The following is a 22,026-nucleotide window of genomic DNA, read 5'->3' on the forward strand; positions in this document are numbered from 1 at the left end:
CTCCCGTTCTCAGACGAGTGTGCGGCCGATGCTGCCGATCACGCCGTCGATGGGCTGACCCGAGGCGTCACGTCGTGCTCCGGCTTCAGGGAGCTTGCGCACGGCGCCGGTCGGGTCGACAGCCAAAGGCGGGTTCGGCCCCACCCAGGCGACGGTGAGCCGATCCTCGCCCTTCAGGAACGAGTGCGCGCGCACGCCGCCCGTGGCGCGGCCCTTCGCCGGATACTCCGCGAACGCCGACACCTTCGCGCGCCCTGGGTCGGTGCCGGGCAGGATGCTCTCGCCACCGGAGACCGTTGCGACGACAACCTCCGCTGCGGGATCGACGACGCCGAAGAACAGCACCGTTGCACCGGAGCCGAGCTTGACTCCGGCCATGCCGCCTGCCGGTGCTCCCTGAGGGCGCACGTTCGCGGCGGGGAAGTGGAGCAGCTGCGCGTCGCTCGTGACGAACACGAGATCGGACTCGTCGGGGGCCTCCGCTACACCCACGACCGTATCGCCGGGCTTCATGCCGATGACCTCGAGATCGGGGCGCGCCGGCAGCGACGTCGGGACGATGCGCTTCACCGTTCCCTGCGCCGTACCGAGGGCGATCGGCGTCTCGCTGTCGAAACGCACGAACCCGAGGATCCGCTCGTTCCTGGTCGTGATCCCGAGGTAGTCGCGCAGCGGTGTCCCCGCAGCGAGCTGAACGGAGGTCGCGGGAACGGAGGGCAGGTCGACGGGGGAGAAGCGCACGACACGGCCGAGGCTGGTGAGAGCCCCGATCTCCGCACGGACCGTCGTCTCGACCGTCGTCAGGATCGCGTCGTGCTTGCTGCGACGTGCCGGAACGGTCAGCTCCTGCCCCTCGCCGAGGTCGACCCGCACGGCGCGGCCCGTGGTGGACAGCACGAGGACCGTGGGCGCGTCGGCGATCTGCAGATCGACCGCTCCCTTGGTCGCTCGCGGCTTGGGCGGGGCGGCGTTCATGAGCAGCGTCCGGCGCGGCGTGCCGTACGCGTCGGCCGCCGCATCCAGTTCCTTGGCGACCACGCCACGCAGGAGCACCGGGCTGCCGAGCAGTTCGCGGAGGGCGGCGATTTCCGCCAGCAGCGCATCGCGTTCGGTCTCGAGTTCGATCCGCGAGAACTTGGTCAGGCGGCGCAGTCGCAGCTCGAGGATGTACTCGGCCTGCAGCTCGCTCAGGTCGAACACCGAGCGCAGGCGCGTGCGCGCCTGCTCCGAGTCGTCGGAGGAGCGGATGACCTGGATGACCTCGTCGATGTCGAGGATCGCGATGAGCAGGCCCTCGACGAGGTGCAGACGCTCTTCACGGCGCGCGAGGCGGTAGCGACTCCGCCGCGTGATCACCTCGAGGCGATGGCCCACGTAGACGCTCAGCATCTCCTTGAGGCCGAGGGTGCGCGGCTGGCCGTCGACGAGCGCGACGTTGTTGATACTGAACGAGTCCTCGAGCGGGGTCAGACGGTACAGCTGCTCGAGCACGGCGTTCGGGTCGAACCCTGTCTTGACGCCGATCGCGACGCGCAGCCCGTGGTTGCGGTCGGTCAGGTCGGTGACGTCGCTGATCCCCTGCAGCTTCTTCGCCTGCACGGCGTCGCGGATCTTCTCGATCAGCCGCTCGGGGCCGACCATGTACGGCAGCTCGGAGACGATGATGCCGGTGCGGCGCGGACCCAGCGGCTCGATGGAGGTCTTGCCCCGGACCTTGAGCGCTCCGCGTCCGTTCGTGTAGGCGTCCTTGACGCCGTCGAGACCCATCAGGATGCCGCCGGAGGGGAAATCGGGACCGGGGACGAACTCCATCAGATCTTCGGTGGTGGCGTCCGGGTTCTCGAGCAGATGCGTCGCCGCTGCCACGACCTCGATGAGGTTGTGCGGTGCCATGTTCGTGGCCATGCCCACGGCGATACCACTGGCGCCGTTGACGAGGAGGTTCGGGAAGGCAGCAGGGAGCACGGCCGGCTGCTGGAACTGGCCGTCGTAGTTCGGGATGAAGTCGACGACGTCTTCGTCGAGGTTCTCGGTGAGTGCGAGCGCCGCCGCCGCGAGCCGGGCCTCGGTGTATCGGGCGGCAGCCGGACCATCGTCGAGAGATCCGAAGTTGCCGTGGCCGTCGATCAGGGGCACGCGCAGCGCCCACTCCTGCGCGAGACGAACCAGCGCGTCGTAGATGGCGGAGTCGCCGTGAGGGTGGAGCTTTCCCATGACCTCGCCGACGACGCGTGCGCTCTTGACGTGGCCGCGGTCGGGGCGGAGACCCATCTCGGCCATCTGGTAGAGAATGCGGCGCTGCACCGGCTTCAGACCGTCGCGGGCATCGGGCAGAGCGCGGGAGTAGATCACCGAGTATGCGTACTCGAGGAACGAACCCTGCATCTCGGCGGAGAGGTCGATGTCCTGGATGCGCTCCTCGACGGGCTCGGGCGGCGGGGTTTTCGGCATGGACTTCCTGAGGGCGTACGGGAGCCTGTGTCAGACTGGCTCGGATGTCCCTCATGCTACCGTCCGCCTCGCCCAGTGCCCGGAGCGTCGTCGGGGTGGCGGACGACCTGTTCGCCGCGCTCCGAGGCGAGTCCGAGGTGCTGCCGCGTGCGGAATCCGTGGTTCTCGTCGTCGTCGACGGTCTCGGGGCGATCAGCCTCCGTGCCCACGCAGGGCACGCCCGCTCGCTGACGGCCGGGATGGCGAAGAAGGACGTCGCGCAGTCGGTGTTCCCCTCGACCACGGCCGCTGCGCTCACCAGCATCGTCACGGGCGTGTGGCCGGGAGAGCACGGCCTCGTCGGCTACCGGGTGCTCGATTCGAGCCGCGACGTGCTGGTCAATCAGCTCAGCGGCTGGGAGACCGACGGGATCGACCCGCTCACCTGGCAGCCGGTGCCGACCATCTTCGAACGCGCCGGTCATGACGGACACGAGAGTTTCGCGGTCGGGTTCGCCGGCTACGCACACAGCGGATTCACGAAGGCCACGCTCCGGGGCGCGGAGTTCGTCGCGGCGACGACGGCGACCGCGCGCATCGAAGCCGCGTACGCGCTCGCGCAGGCCCACCCAGGGTCGCTCGTCTACTGCTACCTTCCCGAGGTCGACAAGGCCGGCCACAAGCACGGCATCGCGTCGCGCGAGTGGGTCGCGGCACTCGAAGATATCGATGCCGCCCTGGCCGCTCGGGTGCCGCCGGGGGTCGGCGTGCTCGTCACTTCGGACCACGGGATGGTCGATGTGGCCGTCAATCGACAGGTCGTGCTGGAGGAGGTGCATCTGCGGGACGTGCGTCATGTCGGCGGCGAGCCGCGGATGCTGCATGTCTATCTCGAATCCGACGCCGACACCGCCGCGGTCACCGCCCGGTGGCGGCGAGACCTGGAGGGCGTCGCGGACGTCGTGACCCGGGATGAAGCCATCCACGCTGGACTGTTCGGGCCGACCGTCACCGCAGCGGCGTCGGCCCGGATCGGCGATCTGCTGGCCGTCGCCCGCGGTGCGTGGGCCGTCTATGACGGGACCGCTGCGGACCAGCGCGGGCGCGGCATGATCGGGCAACACGGAGCACTCACGCCCGAGGAGCGGCAGGTTCCGCTGATCAGGCTCGGCGCTTTCGCGCGCTGAGACAGCGAACGAGGAACGGTCGGGGAGCCGTTACTCGTCGGCACCGGTGTCGTCGGCGCCGGTCAGTCACTCGTCGGTGCGGGCTCCGAAGACGATCTCGTCCCACGAGGGCATGGCATTGCGGCGGCGACGGCGGCCGCCGGAGTCTGCGGGGTCGGACGGGGCGGCCTGGGCGGAAGGCTGCTCCGGCTCGGGTTCATCGTCGGGCTGCTCGAGCGCGTCGAAAAGTGAGATCGGGTCGGAGTGGTCGGCCTCGTCTGCGTCGTCGAGCAGGGGAGCCGTCTCGCGCTGGCCGCGACGGCGGCGGAGCGCCTCCAGCAGGTCGGCGGTCTCGGGGCTCGTGTTCTGTGCGGAGGGAGCGCGCTTGATGGCGGCATCCTGCGCGGCGATGTCGGAGCGCTCCGGGAGCGAGGGGTCTTCGAACTCCGCCTCGGGCGCAGGCAGTAGGCGCGGACCGAAGGCGCCCGAGTCGAACCGGCTCTCGTCCTTGTACGGGGAGTTGATGCGTTCCGCGTCCACCGCACGCAAGCGCGGGATGAGACCTTCGGGCAGCGAACCCTGTCGCGAGAGCTGGGTGGCGTCGGCGTTCAGCGGCGAGAGAGCACTGCGGCGAGGGTCGAAGCTCCAGCGGGCGTCATGGTCGACGTCATTCGCCGTGAACTCGAGCTTGATCGTCCAGCTGGAGTCTTCCTTCCAGCTCGCCCATCGCTCCGCCGTCGCTGCGACCTCGGCGAGCTTCGCGCGGACCGCGGCGCCGAAGGTCGGCTGGGCGTCGGGTTCGACCTCACTGCCGATCAGCACGGGAACCGCGAGTGCCTGGCCGATGATGTGCTCGCGCTCGGCAAGGACCGGACCCTCGAAGCGGGCGACGTCGTCGACGCTGATTCCCAGCAGCTCGGCGACCTCGGGAGCGGTGAGTCCGGCGCGGATCTGCGCCTGGATGTCGCGCGGGCTCGCGGCGAGCTTCTGCGCGGTGGGCTCTGCCTGGCGGGTGGCGCGACGGATCTCACGCTGCAGCACGTCGTCGATGGGCAGCGAGAACCGCTCGCCCGACTCGGTCGCGAGTACGAGGACTCCTGCTTCTGTGCCGACGATGGTGACGTTTTCCATGCGAATGCCCCTCTGATGGGTGTCCGTTCATGGTGTCACGCATGCGGCGTCCGGGCCGGGAATACCCTGGGCGTGCCGTGAGTTTGCTCTGTCGCACGGACCGCATTTGCGTTATGTCTCCGGGTCGTGCAAACTATGGCCGCCGATACCCGACGGCGCACCACCCACTCGCACCATGAAAGTGGAGATCTACCGCATGGCAACCGATTACGACGCCCCCCGAAAGAGCGAAGACGACTCCGAGTCGATCGAAGCCCTCAAGGAGCGTGTGCCGGACAAATCTTCCGGCTCAAGCGGGGACGAAGACTCCGACAACCCGTCGAACTTCGACCTTCCGGGTGCCGACCTCTCCGACCTCGAGCTCGACGTCGTCGTGCTGCCCGCGCAGCAGGACGAATTCACGTGCATGAGCTGCTTCCTCGTGAAGCACCAGTCACAGCTCGACCACGAGGGCGCATCCGGGCCCATCTGCAAGGAGTGCGCTGCGTAAGCAGTCCTCCGAGCGACGTCTCACGCGCCCCCGACCGTTCGGTCAGGGGCGCGCTGTCGTATGCGGGCGGTGCCCGTCAGGAACGCGTGGCGCGGTCAGGGACGGGCTGCACCCCGCAGGAGCGGCCCGTCGTCAGGAACGCGCAGCGCGGATTGCCGCGGCCAGGCGGTCGGGGGTGCGGCTTGAGATGGTCCAGGAATCGACCGGGTCGTCCGCGTCGAGATTCGGAACGACGACGATCCCGTCGATCCCGCCGCGGATCAGGTGCCAGCCGCGTGCGGGAAGACCGGGACCGCGTGCCTGTCGGGCTTCCTCTCCGTCGAGTGCCAGCGGGTCGCCCAGATGTTCGACGTCGATGTGGGCGCGACCGGCACGCAGCGTACGGCCCTCCACCGACACGACCGGCGTCGCCGCGATGAAACCGAGCACGAGCAGTGCAGAGACGGCGGCGCCGACGATCAGCGCGACGGTCGACCCGATGGGCACGAAGACGAGAGACACCATCGGCCCTGCCACCGCGACGGTGACCAGCAGCCAGAGGCTGGGCGAGAGTCGTTCGCGGTAGTGGACACGTGCGTCTGTGGCGGGGTTCTGCATTAGCCTCATGGGGTGACCGATTCCGTTGATGTCCCCATTATCGCTGCAGTGGTGCCCGGATACGCACATCCGGGCGATGCCGGCGCCGATCTGGTCGCGGCCGAGGCTGTGCATCTGGAACCGGGCGAGCGCGCTCTCGTGGCCACCGGAGTCCGGATCGCGCTTCCCGACGGATATGCCGCTTTCGTCGTTCCGCGCAGCGGGCTGGCGGCCAAGCACGGGATCTCCATCGTGAACTCGCCGGGGACGGTCGACGCCGGGTACCGGGGCGAGATCAAGGTGAGCCTGATCAACACCGATAACAGGAGCGCGTACGATGTGGCCGTCGGCGATCGCATCGCACAGCTGATCATCATGCCGGTGACACGCGCCACGTTCATCCCGGTGGATGAGCTGCCGGACAGCGTCCGCGGCGCCGGCGGTTTCGGCTCCACCGGATACCAGGCGGGACTCACGCAGAACGAAGCAGGGCAGAACAGATGACTGACAACAACGCGACTCCTTCGAAGTCGGCACCCGCGAACCGCGCCACCGACGGACCTTTCGACGACTCCGAGGCGAACCCGGTTCGCCCGTACATCGACCTCGGCGGGATCAAGATCCTGCCGCGCGAAGGGCTGAATCTCCGACTCGAGGTGGAGGAGCAGACCAAGCGCATCGTCGCCGTCGGCCTCGACTACGCGGACTCCTCCCTGCAGGTGCAGCCGTTCGCCGCCCCGCGGTCCGGCGGACTGTGGGATGAGACGCGCGTACAGCTGCGCGACCAGGTCAAGGCGCAGGGCGGCCGCGTGGAGGAGCGTGACGGGCCCCTGGGCAAGGAGCTCCTCGCCGAGGTCCCTGCGACCGCGAGCGAAGGTTCCGGTCTGCGGCTCGCGCGGTTCATCGGCATCGACGGCCCGCGCTGGTTCCTCCGCGGCGTGATCGGCGGAGCGGGTGCGTCGGATCCCGAGGCCGGCGCCAAGGTCGAGGACCTCTTCCGCTCGATCGTCGTCGTGCGCGGCGGCTCTCCGATGCCCCCGCGTGATCTGATCCCGCTCAAGATGCCGGCGACCCCGGGCTCCGCGTGAGCACTCCGGAAGCCGATCCGGAACGCGAGAAGAGCACCTCCGAGATCCTCGGGGCGGCTCTCGGCAGCGCGGCGCGCCGTGCGGGGCTCGACCCCGCGGAGACCGCCAGCACGCACAAGGTCGTCTGGTCGGCGATCGGCGGAGTCCGCGGCATCCTCGAATCGGTGCTGCCGAGCCTGGCATTCGTGATCATCTTCACGATCCGCCCGGAGCCGCTGATCCTCTCGCTCGGGATCTCGGTCGGCCTCGCCGCGGTCTTCACGATCATCCGACTGCTGCAGAAGTCACCGCCCTCCGCGGCGATCGGCGGACTCGTCGCCGCGGGCGCTGCGGCTGCGCTCGCACTGTGGACCGGTCGCGGAGCGGACAACTTCGTCCCCGGTCTCATCACCAATGCGGTCTATGGATCGGTCATCCTCGTGTCGGCACTCGTCGGCTGGTCGCTGATCGGCCTCGCGGTCGGCTTCCTGATGGGGGAGGGCACCACCTGGCGCAACGATCGGCGCAAGCGTCGCGCCTACTTCTGGCTCGGAATCGCGTGGGCAGCACTGTTCTTCGCTCGACTCGCCGTACAGCTCCCGCTGTATCTCGCGGGTGATGTGACCGCACTCGGCACGCTCAAGCTCATCATGGGGCTGCCGCTCTTCGCCCCGTTGATCGCCGTCACCTGGCTTGTGGTGCGTGCTCTCCATCCGCGCGGCCCGTCGCGCGAAGATGCCGCCGAGGCGTGATAGATTTATCTTGACATCAAGATAAATCGCAGGCTTTCGCCGGTGAGCTGCGCGGAGCAGACTGGTTAGGTCCGCCTTGCTAGCCGCAGGGGCTCGCTGGCGAGCAAGATGGAGGCGCCTGTCGCTCCCATCCGAATAGAAGGAGACGGATTCGTGTCCACGGTGAACAGCTTCGGTGCCAAGAGCACCCTGACAGTCGGCAGCACCGACTACGAGATCTTCCGCATCGACACGGTGCCCGGTTTCGAGAAGCTCCCCTTCAGTCTCAAGGTTCTCCTGGAGAACCTGCTTCGCACCGAGGACGGCGCGAATGTGACGAAGGCGCAGATCGAGGCGCTGGGTTCGTGGGATGCCGCGGCAGAGCCCAACACCGAGATCCAGTTCACGCCGGCCCGCGTGGTCATGCAGGACTTCACCGGTGTGCCCTGCATCGTCGACCTCGCCACCATGCGCGAGGCCGTCACGGCCCTCGGCGGCGACGCCAACAAGATCAACCCGCTCTCGCCCGCCGAGATGGTCATCGACCACTCCGTCATCGCCGACCTGTTCGGCTCGGAGAACGCTCTCGAGCGCAACGTCGAGATCGAGTACCAGCGCAACGGTGAGCGTTACCAGTTCCTGCGCTGGGGTCAGACGGCCTTCAGCGACTTCAAGGTCGTCCCGCCCGGAACCGGCATCGTCCACCAGGTGAACATCGAGCACCTGGCCAAGGTCATCTACGACCGCGACGTCGACGGTGTCCTCCGCGCCTACCCTGACACCTGTGTCGGCACCGACTCGCACACCACCATGGTCAACGGCCTGGGCGTGCTGGGTTGGGGCGTCGGCGGCATCGAGGCTGAGGCGGCCATGCTCGGCCAGCCCGTGTCTATGCTGATCCCGCGCGTGGTCGGCTTCAAGCTCTCCGGCGAGATCCCCGCCGGCGTCACCGCGACCGACGTCGTGCTCACGATCACCGACCAGCTGCGCAAGCACGGCGTGGTCGGCAAGTTCGTCGAGTTCTACGGCGAGGGCGTGGCCTCGGTGCCGCTCGCCAACCGCGCCACCATCGGAAACATGTCGCCGGAGTTCGGCTCCACGGCGGCGATCTTCCCGATCGATGATGTGACCCTCGAGTACCTGCGCCTCACCGGCCGCAGCGAAGAGGCCGTCGCGCTGGTCGAGGCATACGCCAAGGAGCAGAAGCTCTGGCACGACGCGAACGTCGAGCCCACCTTCAGCGAGTACCTCGAGCTCGACCTCGGCACCGTCGTACCGTCGATCGCCGGCCCGAAGCGCCCGCAGGACCGCATCCTCCTCTCTGAGGCGAAGGCCCAGTTCGAGCACGACATCCTCGGCTACACGACGGCGTCGACCTCCGACGACATCGTCGACCTGGAGTCGAAGCACTCCTTCCCGGCATCCGACCCGGGCTCTGTCCCCGGCGAAGAGGAGCCGACTACGCGCCCGGTGCACATCAACAGCGGCGCTCCGGCGAACGCCTCGAAGCCCGTGCCGGTCACGACGCCGTCGGGGGAGAAGTACATCCTCGACAACGGCGCCGTCACGCTCGCCGCCATCACCTCGTGCACCAACACGTCGAACCCGTCGGTGATGATCGCCGCCGGTCTCGTCGCACGCAAGGCGCTGGCGAAGGGGCTGAAGCAGAAGCCCTGGGTCAAGACCACGCTCGGACCGGGATCGAAGGTCGTCACCGATTACTACGAGAAGTCCGGCCTCGACAAGGACCTCGAGGGCCTCGGCTTCTACACCGTCGGCTACGGCTGCACGATCTGCATCGGCAACTCCGGTCCGCTGATCGAAGAGGTGTCGGAGGCGATCAACTCGCACGACCTCGCGGTCACGGCCGTCCTCTCGGGCAACCGCAACTTCGAGGGGCGCATCAGCCCCGACGTGAAGATGAACTACCTCGCCAGCCCGCCGCTGGTCATCGCGTACGCGCTGGCCGGGTCGATGCACTTCGACTTCGAGAACGATGCGCTCGGCAAGGGCACCGATGGCGAAGACGTCTTCCTGAAGGACATCTGGCCGACGCCGGCCGAGGTGCAGGAGCTGGTCGATTCCTCGATCTCGCGCGAGCAGTTCATCAAGCAGTACGCGACCGTCTTCGACGGCGACGAGCGCTGGCGCAGCCTGCCCACCCCGGATGACGCGATCTTCCAGTGGGACGAGAACTCCACGTACGTGCGCAAGGCGCCGTACTTCGACGGCATGACGATGGAACTCACCCCGGTGAAGGACATCGAGGGCGCACGCGTCATGGCGACGCTCGGTGACTCGGTCACCACCGACCACATCTCGCCCGCCGGAAACATCAAGGCGGGCACGCCTGCGGCCCAGTACCTCACGGAGCACGGCGTCGACCGCAAGGACTTCAACTCCTTCGGCTCGCGTCGAGGCAACCACGAGGTCATGATCCGCGGCACGTTCGCGAACATCCGCCTGAAGAACGTCATGGTCTCGGCCGTCAACGACGGACAGGTCGTCGAGGGCGGTTTCACCCGCGACTTCACGCAGCCCGGTGGCCCGCAGTCGTACATCTACGACGCGAGCATGAACTACCAGGAGCAGGGTACGCCTCTCGTCATCTTCGGTGGCAAGGAGTACGGTTCCGGTTCGTCGCGCGACTGGGCGGCGAAGGGCACCAGCCTGCTGGGCGTCAAGGCGGTCATCACCGAGAGCTTCGAGCGCATCCACCGCTCGAACCTGATCGGCATGGGCGTCGTCCCGCTGCAGTTCCCCGCCGGCGAGAGCTGGGAGTCGCTGGGCCTGGACGGTACCGAGGTCGTCTCGATCTCCGGCCTCGAGGAACTGAACAACGGCGTCACGCCGAAGACGGTCAAGGTCACGGCCACCCCGAGCGAGCACTCGCCCGAGGGCAAGCAGCCGGTCGAGTTCGACGCGGTCGTCCGCATCGACACCCCCGGTGAGGCCGACTACTACCGCAACGGCGGCATCCTGCAGTACGTGCTGCGTTCGCTGGTCTGATCGCACAGACGAAGGGACTCCGATCCATGGATCGGAGTCCCTTCGTCATGTCAAGGAGGGGGTGCTCACCGGTTTCTCCCGCCCTGGCGCGGTAGGATCGACGGGCGCCCGTACCCTCGTCGGGCGCTTCTGGCGAAGCCTGTGAGGAGGCGCAGATGCCCATTCTTCCGAGCATCTCAGGACCCCGTGATCTGGACGCGCTCTCGACCGATCAACTGGAGGAGCTCGCCGCCGAGATCCGCACGTTCCTGGTCGACAACGTCTCGCAGACCGGTGGCCACCTCGGGCCGAACCTGGGCGTCGTCGAACTGACGATCGCTCTGCACCGGGTCTTCTCGTCTCCCGACGATCCGTTCATCTTCGACACGGGGCACCAGTCCTACGTGCACAAGCTCCTCACGGGGCGCCAGGACTTCTCCGGCCTTCGTGTGCGGGGCGGCCTCGCCGGCTATCCGCAGCGCGGCGAGAGCGCACACGACGTCGTGGAGTCGTCCCACGCGTCCAGTTCGTTGAGCTGGGCCGACGGCATCTCCCGCGCACTCACCGCCACGGGCCGCGCGGATCGACATGTCGTCGCGGTCGTCGGGGACGGCGCACTCACCGGCGGAATGACGTGGGAGGCGTTGAACAACATCTCCGACGACAACGACCGGAATCTCGTGATCGTCGTCAACGACAACGGTCGCTCGTACGCCCCCACCATCGGCGGGATGTCGCGGTATCTGAACCGCGTCCGCACCGCGGCGGCGTACAAGGATCTGCACCAGCGCTCCGACCGCCTGTTCCGCGCGTTCGGTCCTGTGGGACGCGCGGTGTTCCGCGGAGTTCGCGGCGGAACCCACGGCTTCCTCTCGCGCTTCACGAACAACGAGGCGCTCTACTCGAACCTCGACATCAAGTACCTCGGTCCCATCGACGGACACGATCTCCCGGCCCTGCTCGAGACGCTCGAGCTCGCGAAGTCGTACGGGGCCCCGGTCATCGTGCACACGATCACCGAGAAGGGGCGCGGATACCAGCCCGCGCGGGACGATGAGGCCGACCAGTTCCACGCGGTGGGGAAGATCGATCCCGCCACGGGTGAGACGTTGTCGTCCGGTGGTCGCGGGTGGACCGACGTGTTCTCGGAGGCCCTCGTCTCGGTGGGGGAACAGCGCAGCGATGTCATCGCGATGACGGCCGCCATGCTGCGACCGACGGGCCTTGCCCCGTTCGCCGAGCGGTTCCCCGATCGCGTGTACGACGTGGGGATCGCCGAGCAGCACGCGGTGGCTTCCGCCGCTGGGCTGGCGTACGGCGGACTGCACCCCGTCGTCGCGCTCTACGCCACGTTCATGGGCAGGGCGTTCGATCAGGTGTTGATGGACGTCGCTCTGCACCGTGCGGGTGTCACCTTCGTTCTCGACCGTGCCGGCGTGACCGGCCCCGATGGTCCCAGCCACCACGGGATGTGGGATCTCGCCATGCTGCAGATCGTCCCGCACATCCGCATCGCCGCGCCGAGGGACGGAGCCCGTCTCACCGAAGCGCTGAACGAGGCCGTCCAGGTCGACGATGCCCCGACCGTCATCCGCTTCCCGAAGGGCGAGGTCGCCGCCGACCTTCCCGCCATCGAGCGTCTGAAGGACGGTGTGGACGTGCTCGCGCGCGGGGAGTCGGAGGACGTGCTGATCGTCGCCATCGGCCCGTTCGCCGAACTCGCGCTCGACGTCGCAGAGCGTCTTCGTGCGCAGGGCATCGGGGCCACCGTGATCGACCCGCGCTGGGCGATCCCGGTGCAGCCGTCTGTCATCGAGATGGCGGCCCACCACCGCCTCGTCATCACGCTCGAAGACGGTATCCGTGTCGGTGGTATCGGCACCCGGGTACGACAGGTCCTCCGCGAGGCCGGCATCGACACGGCGGTGGACGAGCTCGGCCTGCCCGACGAGTTCATCGATCATGCCTCGCGGGATCAGATCCTCGCGGATGCGGGCCTCACGGCACCGAAGATCGCGCAGGACATCGTTTCCCAGGTACTCGGGACCAGGATCCCGAAGGCGCGCGATGCGGGCGAGACGGGCACGATCGACCTGCCCCTCCGCGAACGCCACTGATGCGCTGAAGGCGCCGCCGGTCCGGATGGGCGGACGGCGTCAGTTGAGTGCGTGCAGTGCGGCGACGGCCTGCGCGCCGCGATCCACGTCGCGGAGCGCGGTCGACATCAAGTAGCCGTCGGTCAGGGCATCGCCGGTGACCATCACGCGTACGAGCTCCACCCCGCATGCGCGACGAACCTCCTCGGCGCTGGCTGCGATCACGCGCGCATTGATCTCGTCGTTGTGCGGCAGCTCGGTGCCGTCGAGGCCCCTGATCACGTCTCTCAGGGCCGCGCCGACGATGTTCGACGCCCGCTCCTTGACGTTCACGACGTCGAGCTCGAACACCCGGAGATCTCGCCCGGTCGGTATCGGGCGCCATTCGAACGATGCGTGCACGCGGTGCTGATGTCCGCTCGCCCCGCCCATCTCGCGGACGGGCAGGTCGGTCGCCCGGCAGCGCACATCGATGAGCCGATACCAGTAGAACAGGGGGAAGGCGCCATGGGAGCCGGGGTCGAGGACGACGACCTCCCCGACAGCCCCGCCGCGAGCGGTCGGACGGCGCTGCGGACGATTGCGGATGATGGGCTTGCCGTTTCGGGTCCGGATCGCGGCCCAGCCTTCGTCGACCGTGACGACGAAGAGCTTGAGGAGAGCGGGAAGGACCAGGAGCAAGGTCAGAAGTGCGGTGCCGGTCTTCAACAGCCCCGACATCCCCTTGCCGCCCAGCATCGCGAAGAGCATGTCCATGACACCACTGTGCAGGGTCGGGAGGCCTTCGGATGCTCGAGCGCAGTCTCGTCCGGGGGAGTTCATGCGCTGTTCCTCGCGCGTTCCCCGCGTCGCCGCTCGGAGGAAACGGGAGGGCCCGGATGCGATCCCGGCAGGCTCAGAAGAGGTCGGAGATTGTGCGCTCGACGAGTTCCTCGACCGCGGGTCGGCAGCGCTCGCGATCGGCATCCACGAGCCCGACGCGGGTGCGTCGATCGAGGACGTCGGCGGCGGTCATCGCACCTTCGACGCGCACCGCGTACTCGACCTCCGCGCGTGACAGCCCGGTGCGGTCGTCGAGCAGCCCCTCGGAGGGAGGCACGATCCGATCGACGAGCCGAAGGGACGCCGTGCTGCTCCCTGTCGCGGGCAGCGCACGGGCGCGCACGGCGACATCGACCGCGTCTTCCGCCATCCGTCGGTATGTCGTCAGCTTTCCGCCGAGCACGGTGACGAAGCCGGCGTCGGCCGTCGCCACCAGATGGCGGCGCGACACATCGGACGTCGTCGCCGCCGCACTGTCGACCAGCGGGCGCAGGCCCGCGAACGCCCCGCGCACCTGATCGCGCCGGACAGGCGTGGCCACGACCCGGTTGAGGCTCGCCAGGAGGAAATCGATCTCGGCATCCGTGGGCTGTGCGACGAGGGGCACAGCGCCCGGAGCGTCCTCGTCCGTGAGACCGACGATCACGCGTCCGTACGCCTGCGGCAGGGCGAAGATGTAGCGGCTGATGGACCCCTCGTGCGGGATGGTCAGTGCCGCGGTCGGTTGCCCGAGATCGTTCGCGTCGAGCACGATGTGCGTGCCGCGACTCGGCCGCACGCGGATCGCCTCATCGAGCGAGCCCGCCCAGACCCCGGTGGCGTTGATCACGGTGCGGGCGTCGATCTCGAAGCGCTCTCCGGTGAGTGCGTCCTCGACCGTCGCACCGTCGCCGCGGAGCCCGATCGCGCGCACCCGGGTGAGGATGCGCGCCCCATGCGCCGCGGCCGTGCGTGCGACCGTGACGACGAGACGCGCGTCGTCGACCAGCTGACCGTCGTACGACAGCACGCCGCCACGCAGGCCAACCGTGTCGAGGGCGGGCGCCAGACGCACAGCGGTGCGGGTCGACACGAGCCGCGGAGCAGGGAGTACGGAACGGGGCGTGTGCGCCCGCATACGCAGCAGATCGCCCATCCCCATCCCCATCGCTCCTGCGACCCGCTGACGCGGCGTCACGCCACGGCTGAACGGCAGGAGCTGACCGAGGGGATGGATCAGGTGCGGTGCGATCGTCGTCATGAGCAGGTGCCGTTCCTGCGCGCTTTCCCGCGCCGTGGCGACGTCGCCGGTCGCGAGGTACCGCAGGCCGCCGTGCACGAGCTTCGAGCTGAACCGACTGGTGCCGAACGCGAGGTCTTCCGCCTCGATCAAGGTCACGCTGAGTCCGCGCGACGCGGCGTCGAGAGCCACTCCCGCTCCGGTGATCCCGCCGCCGACGACGAGGACGTCCACCGTCTCCTCCGCGGCACGAGCGAGATCGATCGCACGGCGGGCGGCGTTCAGCGCGGACGACGGGCCGATCATGGCCGCAGCAGTCCGTCGAGTGTCATCCGCAACTCGCGCTCCCAGGCGGCTTCGGAGATGAGTTCGGACACCGTCCCCTGCGAGAGCACCGCCGACTGGGCCACGAGCAGCAGCATGACGGCGATCTCCCGAGGTGGATCCGTGCGGACCGAGCCCTGTGTCTGCGCCGCGGCGATCGCGGTGGAGAGCCACTGCAGGATCATGCGCTGACTCGACCCGACCCGCTGCAGCGTGTACCGGGTGAACGCCTCCGGCTCATCGGCGAGCAGGCGCGAGTACACGGCGTCGGCACGGAACAGCGCCGTGAACCTCAAGACGTCGTCGACAAGCGCTGCGCGTGTGCCCGCCGGGGTGGGGAACTGTTCGATCAGACCCGTGACGCGCCGGAGCAGAGCTGCGCGCACGACGTCGTCGGCGTCGGCCCAGTTGCGATAGATCGTGGGGCGGCTCAGGTCGGAGCGGCGGGCGAGTTCCGCGATCGTCACGCCGTGCACACCGCGGCGGATGATCAGGGCATCGGCCGCGTCGAGGATGCGGGTCTGCGTCCCATCCCACGACGGGGAGACGTCTTCGGTCGCCAGGGAATCCAGTTGACGTTCTTCCATGATGTGTCACACTGTAACGCATGGAGCTCGAGAGCGGCAGCGGTGCCGGAGATGGCGCGATGCGATGGAATGGCTGGGGCGATCCGGACCGGGCCAAGGATCTTCCGCGTGCCGTCCGGGCACTCCTGCCCTTGCTGCTCGGGCGTATCCGGCGACCGGAGGCGCCGGTCGATCTGTCCGCCGTGCAGATCGGTACGAGCGGCCTCACCGAGGCTGATGTCGCGGCCCTCGGCACCGCCGTCGGCGTCGATCAGGTGGATACGTCGGCGGAGGCGCGCATCCGTCATGCGGGTGGCCGCTCCACCCCGGACCTCCTGCGCCGACGCGAGCGGGAGCAGCGCGTGCCGGACGCAGTCGTCCGCCCCGCGAGCCACGACGAGGCGCGCGCGTGCCTCGACGTGGCCGTGGAGCGGGGGATCGCGATGATCCCGTACGGCGGCGGCACCAGCGTCGTCGGGGCTCTCGATCCGGAACGCGGCGCCCACCACGCCGTCGTCAGCCTCGACCTGCGTCGGCTGCAGGGAATCGTGCGGCTCGACGCCGTCAGCGGCGAGGCGGTGCTCGCATCCGGGACGACAGGCCCGGATGCGGAGATGCTGCTGTCGGCTCACGGCCTCGAACTCGGACACTTCCCGCAGAGTTTCCGCTACGCCACCATCGGAGGTTTCGCCGCCGCGCGCTCGTCCGGGCAGAACTCCGCGGGAAACGGTCGCTTCGACACGATGGTGACCGGGATCCGAGTGGCTACCCCGACCGGTGACATCGAACTCGGGCGCTCGCCCGGCTCGGCAGCCGGCCCCGACCTGATCCGGGTGTTCCTCGGTTCGGAGGGCATTTTCGGTGTGATCACCGAGGTACGGGTGCGAGTGCATCCGATCTCGCGCGAGCGAGTGTTCGAATCCTGGTCGTTCCCCGACTTCGCGAGCGGGCTCGAGGGCTTGCGGCGAGTGGCGCAGCACGGCGACGGCCCCACGGTCATCCGCCTGTCCGACGAAGCGGAGACCGCCGTGAGCCTCGCCCAGGTCGGCAGGATCGGCAAAGCCCTCGCGAAGGGCACCAGCGTCGTGACCGTGTATGAGGGAGAGGGCGAGGAGATCGCCGAGCGCCGCGCCAGGACGAGTGCCCATCTCGCCGCGGCCGGCGGCACCTCGGCGGGGGAGAGCGCGGCGGAGGAGTGGCTGCGGAGTCGGTTCGACGGCCCCTATCTGCGGGACTCGCTGCTCGACGTCGGGGTGTTCTGCGAGACGCTGGAGACCGCCACGACCTGGTCGAACCTGCACGCGCTGCGATCCGCCGTCGAGATCGCGCTGAAGGATGGTTTCTCCGCCGCCGGAGCGAAGTCCTACGTCATGTGCCACGTGTCGCACATATACCCGACCGGAGCCTCGTTGTACTTCACGGTGCTCGCCGGCATCCGCACCGACCCGCTCGGGGTCTGGGAACCTGTCAAAGCGCGGGTCAACGACGCGATCATCGCCGCCGGCGGCACGATCAGCCACCATCACGCGGTGGGCCGAGATCACGCACCCTGGCTGAGTCAGGAGATCGGCGAGACCGGCATGCGCATCCTCTCGGCGATCAAACGCGAACTCGACCCCACGGGCATCCTGAACCCGGGCGCCGTGATCCCCCTCGAACGGACCCGCTGACGTGGTCGAGCACATCGCGGTGCTCGCGAATCCGTTCTCCGGCAAGGGACGGGGAGGGAGAGCCGCCGAGGCGGCCGTCCTGCACCTGCGCGGGCGAGGGGTCGACGTGCGCACCTACGCGGGCGGATCCGCTGCCGACACCGCCCGACTCGCGGTCACCGCCCTCGCGGACGATCCGCGCGCGCTGGTGGTGGTGGGCGGCGACGGGACCCTGTCGGGGGTGCTCGACATCGTGTGCGCATCGACCGTCCCGGTGGTCCTGGTGCCGGCGGGCACGGGGAACGACCTCGCCCGTGCGCTCGGCCTTCCTCGCGGCGATGCCGCAGACGCCGCGGAACTCGCGCTCACGGGCGTGCACCGTGCGATCGACGTCGGCGAAGTGCGCACCGTCGCGGGAGCGCGCAAGTTCCTGACGATCGCTGCCCTGGGTTTCGATGCCAAGGTCAGCGACCGCACCAACCGGCTGCGCTGGCCGCACGGTGCCCCGCGCTACTACCTGGCGCTGCTCATCGAGCTCGTCCGCCTACGGCCGATGGACTTCATGCTCGCCGTCGACGGCGAAGATCCCCTGCGCTCACCCGGCACGCTCATCGCCGCCGGCAGCACATCGAGCTACGGTGGCGGCATGCCGATCTGCGCGGGTGCGGTGCCCGACGACGGACTGCTCGACGTCGTGCACGTGGCACCGCTCGGGCGGCTGCGTCTGCTGCGCCTCTTCCCGCTGCTGCTGCGGGGGACGCATCTGAATCGACCGGAGGTCATGCATCGCCGGGCTCGGACGCTGACCGTGTCCGCCCCGGGCCTCGTCGTCTATGCGGACGGCGAGCGCATCGGCGAGGACGAATGCACGATCTCGGTGCTGCCCGGAGCGCTGACGATGATGGTTCCGGGGGAGAACGATGACTGAGTTCGATGAGGACGTCGTGATCGTCGGCTCCGGGTTCGGCGGATCAGTGGCCGCGCTGCGCCTGCGGGAGAAGGGCTATCGGGTGCGTGTGTACGAGGCCGGCCGACGCTTCGAGGACGAGGACTTCGCCAAGACCAGCTGGAACCTGCGGCGATACCTCTGGGCTCCGGCTCTCGGCTGCTTCGGCATCCAGCGCATCCATCGGTTGCCGCACGTGATGATCCTGGCCGGCGCCGGTGTGGGCGGTGGCTCCCTCAACTACGCCAACACGCTGTACGAGCCCGGTACGGCGTTCTTCGAAGACCCGCAGTGGCGCGGCATCGCCGACTGGGAAACCGAGCTGTCGCCGCACTACCGCACCGCGAAGCGGATGCTCGGCGTGGTGGAGCACTACCCGCACACCGGACCCGTCGAGCGGATCATGGCGGGCGCTGCCGACGACCTGGGGGTCGGCTCGACCTTCCGGCACGCCCCGGTGGGTGTGTGGTTCGGGAAGCCGGGAGAGCGTACCGCTGATCCGTTCTTCGGCGGCGAGGGCCCGGAGCGCACAGGATGCACGCTGTGCGGCAACTGCATGGTCGGGTGCCGCGTCGGCGCGAAGAACACTCTGATGAAGAACTACCTCGCACTGGCAGAGCGGCGCGGTGCGGTGATCGAACCGTTGCGGACCGTCACCGAAGTACGAGAGCTGCCGGCCGGCGGGTTCGCCGTCACCACCCAGCGCAGCGGCGCCTGGCTGCGTCCGGCGCGCCGGACGGTGACAACACAGCAGGTGGTGCTCGCCGCAGGCACCTGGGGTTCCCAGCAGCTGCTGCACCGCATGAAGGCATCCGGTGCGCTGCCCCGGATCTCGGATGCCCTGGGTCAGCTCACCCGCACGAACTCCGAAGCCCTCGACGGCGCTGTTGCGGTGGAGGTACCGGAATCCTTGAACCTCGCCCGCGGCGTCGCGATCACGACTTCGTTCCACGTGGATGACCGCACCCACGTCGAGAACGTCCGCTACGGTCCCGGTTCGAACCTCATGGGGGCGCTCGCGACCGCTCTGGTTCCGGGGGATCGAGGCCTCGCGGCGCGATGGGGCAGCCTCGTGGGGCGGGTGCTCCGCTCCCCGGTGCGGCAGCTCCGACTCGGGAATCTGCACCGCTGGAGCGAGCGCGGCATCATCGCCCTCGTGATGCAGACCGCCGACAACTCCCTCACCCTGTCGCTCCGTCGACGCTTCGGACGGAACGTGATGACCAGCGCCCAGGGACACGGTGAGCCGAACCCGAGTCACCTGCCCCAGGCGCACCGGGCGGCAGCGGCGATCGCGGCGCGCATCGAGAGCTCCAGCGGCGTCGCTGCCGAGCCGCGCGGGTCGTGGCCGGAGGTGTTCGGTATCCCGCTCACCGCGCACTTCCTCGGCGGGGCCGTGATCTCCGATTCACCGGAGCGGGGCGTCATCGATCCGTACCATCGCGTCTGGGGCCACCCGCAGCTGCACGTCGTCGACGGGGCGGCGGTGCCCGCGAACCCCGGGGTCAACCCCTCCCTCACGATCACTGCCCTCGCCGAGAGGGCCCTCTCGCACTGGCCCCGTCGCGGGGAAGACGACCTGCGCCCTGGGCAGTCCGACCGCGCCGCCTGACGAAGAGACGCCCCTCCCGACTCGCAAGGAGTCGAGAGGGGCGCTTTCTCGGACTGGCGCCGCGATCAGCGGTGCTCGACGCCGCGGATCTGCGGAGTGTGGAACGAGCCGCCGAAGGCCCGCTCGGAGGCACCCTCGCGGTCGAGGTACGGGGAGGCCCCGCCATCGATGAACGGCCATCCGGCGCCGAGGATCAGGCAGAGGTCGATGTCTTCGACCTCGGGCACGACGCCCTCGTCGAGCATCAGCTTGATCTCCTGAGCCAGACCGTCCTGTACGCGCTGGAGGATCGTCGCAGCCGTTGCCGGGGTGTTGCCGACGGCGGGCTTCAGCACCTTCTCGGCCTGCTTGCTCCAGCCGACGACGCGCCCTCCCTTGTCTTTCTCCACGACCGCGTCGAGCTCGGCGAGAGCGTGGAAGTTCTCATTCGCATAGAACCGGTCGGGGAACGCCTGCACCATGGTGTCCTGCACATGGGCGGCGACCTTCCAGCCGACCAGGTCGATCAGCTGGAACGGCCCCATCGGCAGACCGAGCGGGCCGAACGCCTTCTCGACGTCCGCGATCGGCGTGCCTTCGTAGACCGCACGAGCGGCCTCGCCCATGACCTTGGCGAGCAGACGGTTCACGACGAAGCCGGGCGCGTCGGCGGTGAGGACCGCATTCTTGCCCAGGTTCTTCGCCACGACGAAGGCGGTCGACAGCGCCGCCTCGGACGTCGTCGGTGTCTTCACGATCTCGATCAGCGGCATCACCGCGACGGGGTTGAAGAAGTGGAAGCCCACCAGACGCTCGGGGTGTGCGAGCTTCGAGCCGATCTCCTCGACCGACAGCGACGACGTGTTGGTCGCGAGGATCGCATCGTCGGCGATGATCTGCTCGATCTCACCGAACACCTGCTGCTTGACGCCGACCTCTTCGAACACGGCCTCGATGACGAAGTCGCAGTCCGCGTAGAGGCTCTTGTCGGTGGTGCCGGTGACGAGTGCGCGCAGCTTGTTGGCCGAGTCGGAGTCCAGACGGCCCTTGGCCTCGAGCTTGCCGATCTCCTCGTGAATGTACGCGACGCCCTTGTCGACGCGTGCCTGATCCAGGTCGGTGATGAGCACGGGCACTTGGAGCTTGCGGACGAAGAGCAGCGCGAACTGGCTCGCCATGAGTCCCGCACCGATGATGCCGACCTTGGTGACCTTCTTCGCGAGCTGCTTGTCGGGAGCGCCGACGGGTCGCTTCGCGCGCTTCTGCACCAGGTCGAAGGCGTACATCGAGGCGGCGAACTGGTCGCCGGTCACGAGTTCAGCCAGCGCCTCGTCCTCGCGGGCGAAGCCTTCGGCCTTCGTACCGCTCTTCGCCTTGTCGAGCAGTTCGAGCGCGGCATAGGGCGACTTCGGCACGGTGCCGATCTTCGACTCGAGCATCCCGCGCGCCATCTTGATCGCGATCGGCCACTTGGTGAGGCGCTCGATCTTGCCCGGCTCGTTCTTGCGCTCGACCTTCTTACCGCCGAGAACAGCGTCTGCCCAGGACAGGGAGTTCTCGAGGTAGTTCGCCGCGGGGAAGATCGCGTCGAAGACACCCAGGTCGAATGCCTGCTGCGGCTTCAGCATCCGGTTCTGCTTGAGCGGGTTCGAGATGACGACCTCGAGGGCGTTCTCGATGCCGATCAGGTTCGGCAGCAGGTAGGCGCCACCCCAGCCGGGGATGATGCCGAGGAAGACCTCGGGGAGTGCGACGGCCGCGGCGGAGGAATCGACCGTGCGGTAGCTGGAGTTCAGCGCGATCTCCAGGCCGCCGCCCAGGGCGAGGCCGTTCACGAAGGCGAACGACGGCACACCGAGGTCGCCGAGCTTGCCGAGGACCTTGTGACCCAGCTGCGCGATCAGGCGCGCGTTGTCGCGAGAGCCCACCTTGCTGATGTCGGACAGATCAGCACCGGCGGCGAGGATGTACTGCTTGCCGGTGATGCCGACGGCCTGGATCTCGCCGGCTGCCGCACGTGCCTTGAGACCGTCGAGGGTCTCGCCCAGCTGCGTGAGAGTCGCCGGACCCAGCGTGTTCGGGCGCGTGTGGTCCCGACCGTTATCGAGCGTGATCAGGGCGAGCACCTTGCCCGAGGCCAGGCGGATGTCGCGCACGGGCGACTGGGTGATGACCTCGCCCTCGGTGAGCGCCTGGATGGGGGAGAAGTCGATGTCGTCGTAGTTCGTCACGTT

General features: G+C 68.6%; 17 protein-coding genes. 10 read left to right on the forward strand and 7 right to left on the reverse strand.

Going from position 1 to position 22,026, the window contains the following annotated elements; all coding sequences use genetic code 11:
• Positions 1-9 precede the first annotated feature (9 nt).
• Positions 10-2,451 (reverse strand): DNA gyrase/topoisomerase IV subunit A, encoded by a 2,442-nt coding sequence (locus HCX50_RS15305; RefSeq protein WP_167634952.1) that lies wholly within the window; start codon positions 2,449-2,451, stop codon positions 10-12.
• 44 nt (positions 2,452-2,495) lie between these two features.
• Here HCX50_RS15305 and HCX50_RS15310 point away from each other — a divergent pair, with 44 nt between their 5' ends.
• The gene (locus tag HCX50_RS15310) at positions 2,496-3,617 is read left to right on the forward strand and encodes an alkaline phosphatase family protein (RefSeq protein ID WP_167381654.1); all 1,122 of its coding nucleotides are present in this window, start codon (positions 2,496-2,498) and stop codon (positions 3,615-3,617) included.
• Between the two features lie 66 nt (positions 3,618-3,683).
• Here the strand turns inward: HCX50_RS15310 and sepH are convergent, their stop codons facing one another.
• Complete coding sequence (gene sepH / locus HCX50_RS15315) at positions 3,684-4,727, reverse strand: septation protein SepH (RefSeq protein ID WP_091036670.1); 1,044 nt, start codon at positions 4,725-4,727, stop codon at positions 3,684-3,686.
• A 196-nt stretch (positions 4,728-4,923) separates the two neighbouring features.
• On the opposite strand from sepH, the gene HCX50_RS15320 reads away from it, so the two are divergent.
• A complete protein-coding gene (locus tag HCX50_RS15320; RefSeq protein WP_029263263.1) occupies positions 4,924-5,217 on the forward strand; it encodes a DUF4193 domain-containing protein in 294 nt (97 codons plus the stop codon).
• Positions 5,218-5,349: 132 nt separating this feature from the next.
• Here HCX50_RS15320 and HCX50_RS15325 read toward each other — a convergent pair whose 3' ends face one another.
• Positions 5,350-5,814, reverse strand: a complete 465-nt coding sequence (locus HCX50_RS15325) for a DUF3093 domain-containing protein (RefSeq protein ID WP_091036667.1) — start codon at positions 5,812-5,814, stop codon at positions 5,350-5,352.
• A 12-nt stretch (positions 5,815-5,826) separates the two neighbouring features.
• On the opposite strand from HCX50_RS15325, the gene dut reads away from it, so the two are divergent.
• From dut to dxs, 5 genes are all read left to right on the forward strand, one after another.
• A complete protein-coding gene (gene dut, locus HCX50_RS15330) occupies positions 5,827-6,297 on the forward strand; it encodes a dUTP diphosphatase (protein WP_167381653.1) in 471 nt (156 codons plus the stop codon).
• The gene (locus HCX50_RS15335; RefSeq protein WP_091036661.1) at positions 6,294-6,881 is read left to right on the forward strand and encodes a DUF3710 domain-containing protein; all 588 of its coding nucleotides are present in this window, start codon (positions 6,294-6,296) and stop codon (positions 6,879-6,881) included. Before dut ends, HCX50_RS15335 begins: the two co-directional genes overlap by 4 nt.
• Entirely contained in the window at positions 6,878-7,612 is a 735-nt protein-coding gene (locus tag HCX50_RS15340) for a DUF3159 domain-containing protein (protein ID WP_091036658.1), read from the forward strand. The genes HCX50_RS15335 and HCX50_RS15340 overlap by 4 nt, the downstream gene beginning before the upstream one ends.
• A gap of 153 nt (positions 7,613-7,765) precedes the next feature.
• Positions 7,766-10,600: an aconitate hydratase gene (locus HCX50_RS15345; RefSeq protein WP_091036656.1), complete on the forward strand. Its 2,835-nt coding sequence runs from the start codon at positions 7,766-7,768 to the stop codon at positions 10,598-10,600.
• A gap of 155 nt (positions 10,601-10,755) precedes the next feature.
• Complete coding sequence (dxs, locus tag HCX50_RS15350; RefSeq protein WP_167634953.1) at positions 10,756-12,696, forward strand: 1-deoxy-D-xylulose-5-phosphate synthase; 1,941 nt, start codon at positions 10,756-10,758, stop codon at positions 12,694-12,696.
• 39 nt (positions 12,697-12,735) lie between these two features.
• On the opposite strand, the gene HCX50_RS15355 is transcribed toward dxs, so the two are convergent.
• The 3 genes from HCX50_RS15355 to HCX50_RS15365 form a co-directional block, all read right to left on the reverse strand.
• Positions 12,736-13,431: an SPFH domain-containing protein gene (locus HCX50_RS15355; protein ID WP_167634954.1), complete on the reverse strand. Its 696-nt coding sequence runs from the start codon at positions 13,429-13,431 to the stop codon at positions 12,736-12,738.
• Between the two features lie 139 nt (positions 13,432-13,570).
• Positions 13,571-15,022: a glycerol-3-phosphate dehydrogenase/oxidase gene (locus tag HCX50_RS15360; RefSeq protein ID WP_167634955.1), complete on the reverse strand. Its 1,452-nt coding sequence runs from the start codon at positions 15,020-15,022 to the stop codon at positions 13,571-13,573.
• Positions 15,019-15,627, reverse strand: coding sequence for a TetR/AcrR family transcriptional regulator (locus tag HCX50_RS15365; protein ID WP_091036648.1), 609 nt, complete (start codon positions 15,625-15,627; stop codon positions 15,019-15,021). Before HCX50_RS15365 ends, HCX50_RS15360 begins: the two co-directional genes overlap by 4 nt.
• A 20-nt stretch (positions 15,628-15,647) precedes the next feature.
• Between HCX50_RS15365 and HCX50_RS15370 the strand changes: the two genes are divergently transcribed.
• Genes HCX50_RS15370 through HCX50_RS15380 form a run of 3 tightly spaced genes read left to right on the forward strand, consistent with a single transcriptional unit; the run spans position 15,648 to position 19,813 of the window.
• Positions 15,648-17,276 (forward strand): FAD-binding oxidoreductase, encoded by a 1,629-nt coding sequence (locus tag HCX50_RS15370; protein ID WP_237682538.1) that lies wholly within the window; start codon positions 15,648-15,650, stop codon positions 17,274-17,276.
• 1 nt (position 17,277) lies between these two features.
• Positions 17,278-18,183, forward strand: coding sequence for a YegS/Rv2252/BmrU family lipid kinase (locus tag HCX50_RS15375; protein ID WP_167634956.1), 906 nt, complete (start codon positions 17,278-17,280; stop codon positions 18,181-18,183).
• On the forward strand, positions 18,176-19,813 hold the full coding sequence (locus HCX50_RS15380) for a GMC oxidoreductase (RefSeq protein WP_167634957.1): 1,638 nt from the start codon (positions 18,176-18,178) through the stop codon (positions 19,811-19,813). The genes HCX50_RS15375 and HCX50_RS15380 overlap by 8 nt, the downstream gene beginning before the upstream one ends.
• A gap of 65 nt (positions 19,814-19,878) precedes the next feature.
• Here HCX50_RS15380 and HCX50_RS15385 read toward each other — a convergent pair whose 3' ends face one another.
• Positions 19,879-22,023 carry a 3-hydroxyacyl-CoA dehydrogenase NAD-binding domain-containing protein gene (locus HCX50_RS15385; protein WP_167634992.1) on the reverse strand — a complete coding sequence of 715 codons (2,145 nt, stop codon included), beginning with the start codon at positions 22,021-22,023 and terminating at the stop codon, positions 19,879-19,881.
• Positions 22,024-22,026: the final 3 nt, after the last annotated feature.

It is taken from the genome of Microbacterium sp. B19(2022) (assembly GCF_012030385.1).
Classification (GTDB): domain Bacteria; phylum Actinomycetota; class Actinomycetes; order Actinomycetales; family Microbacteriaceae; genus Microbacterium; species Microbacterium oxydans_B.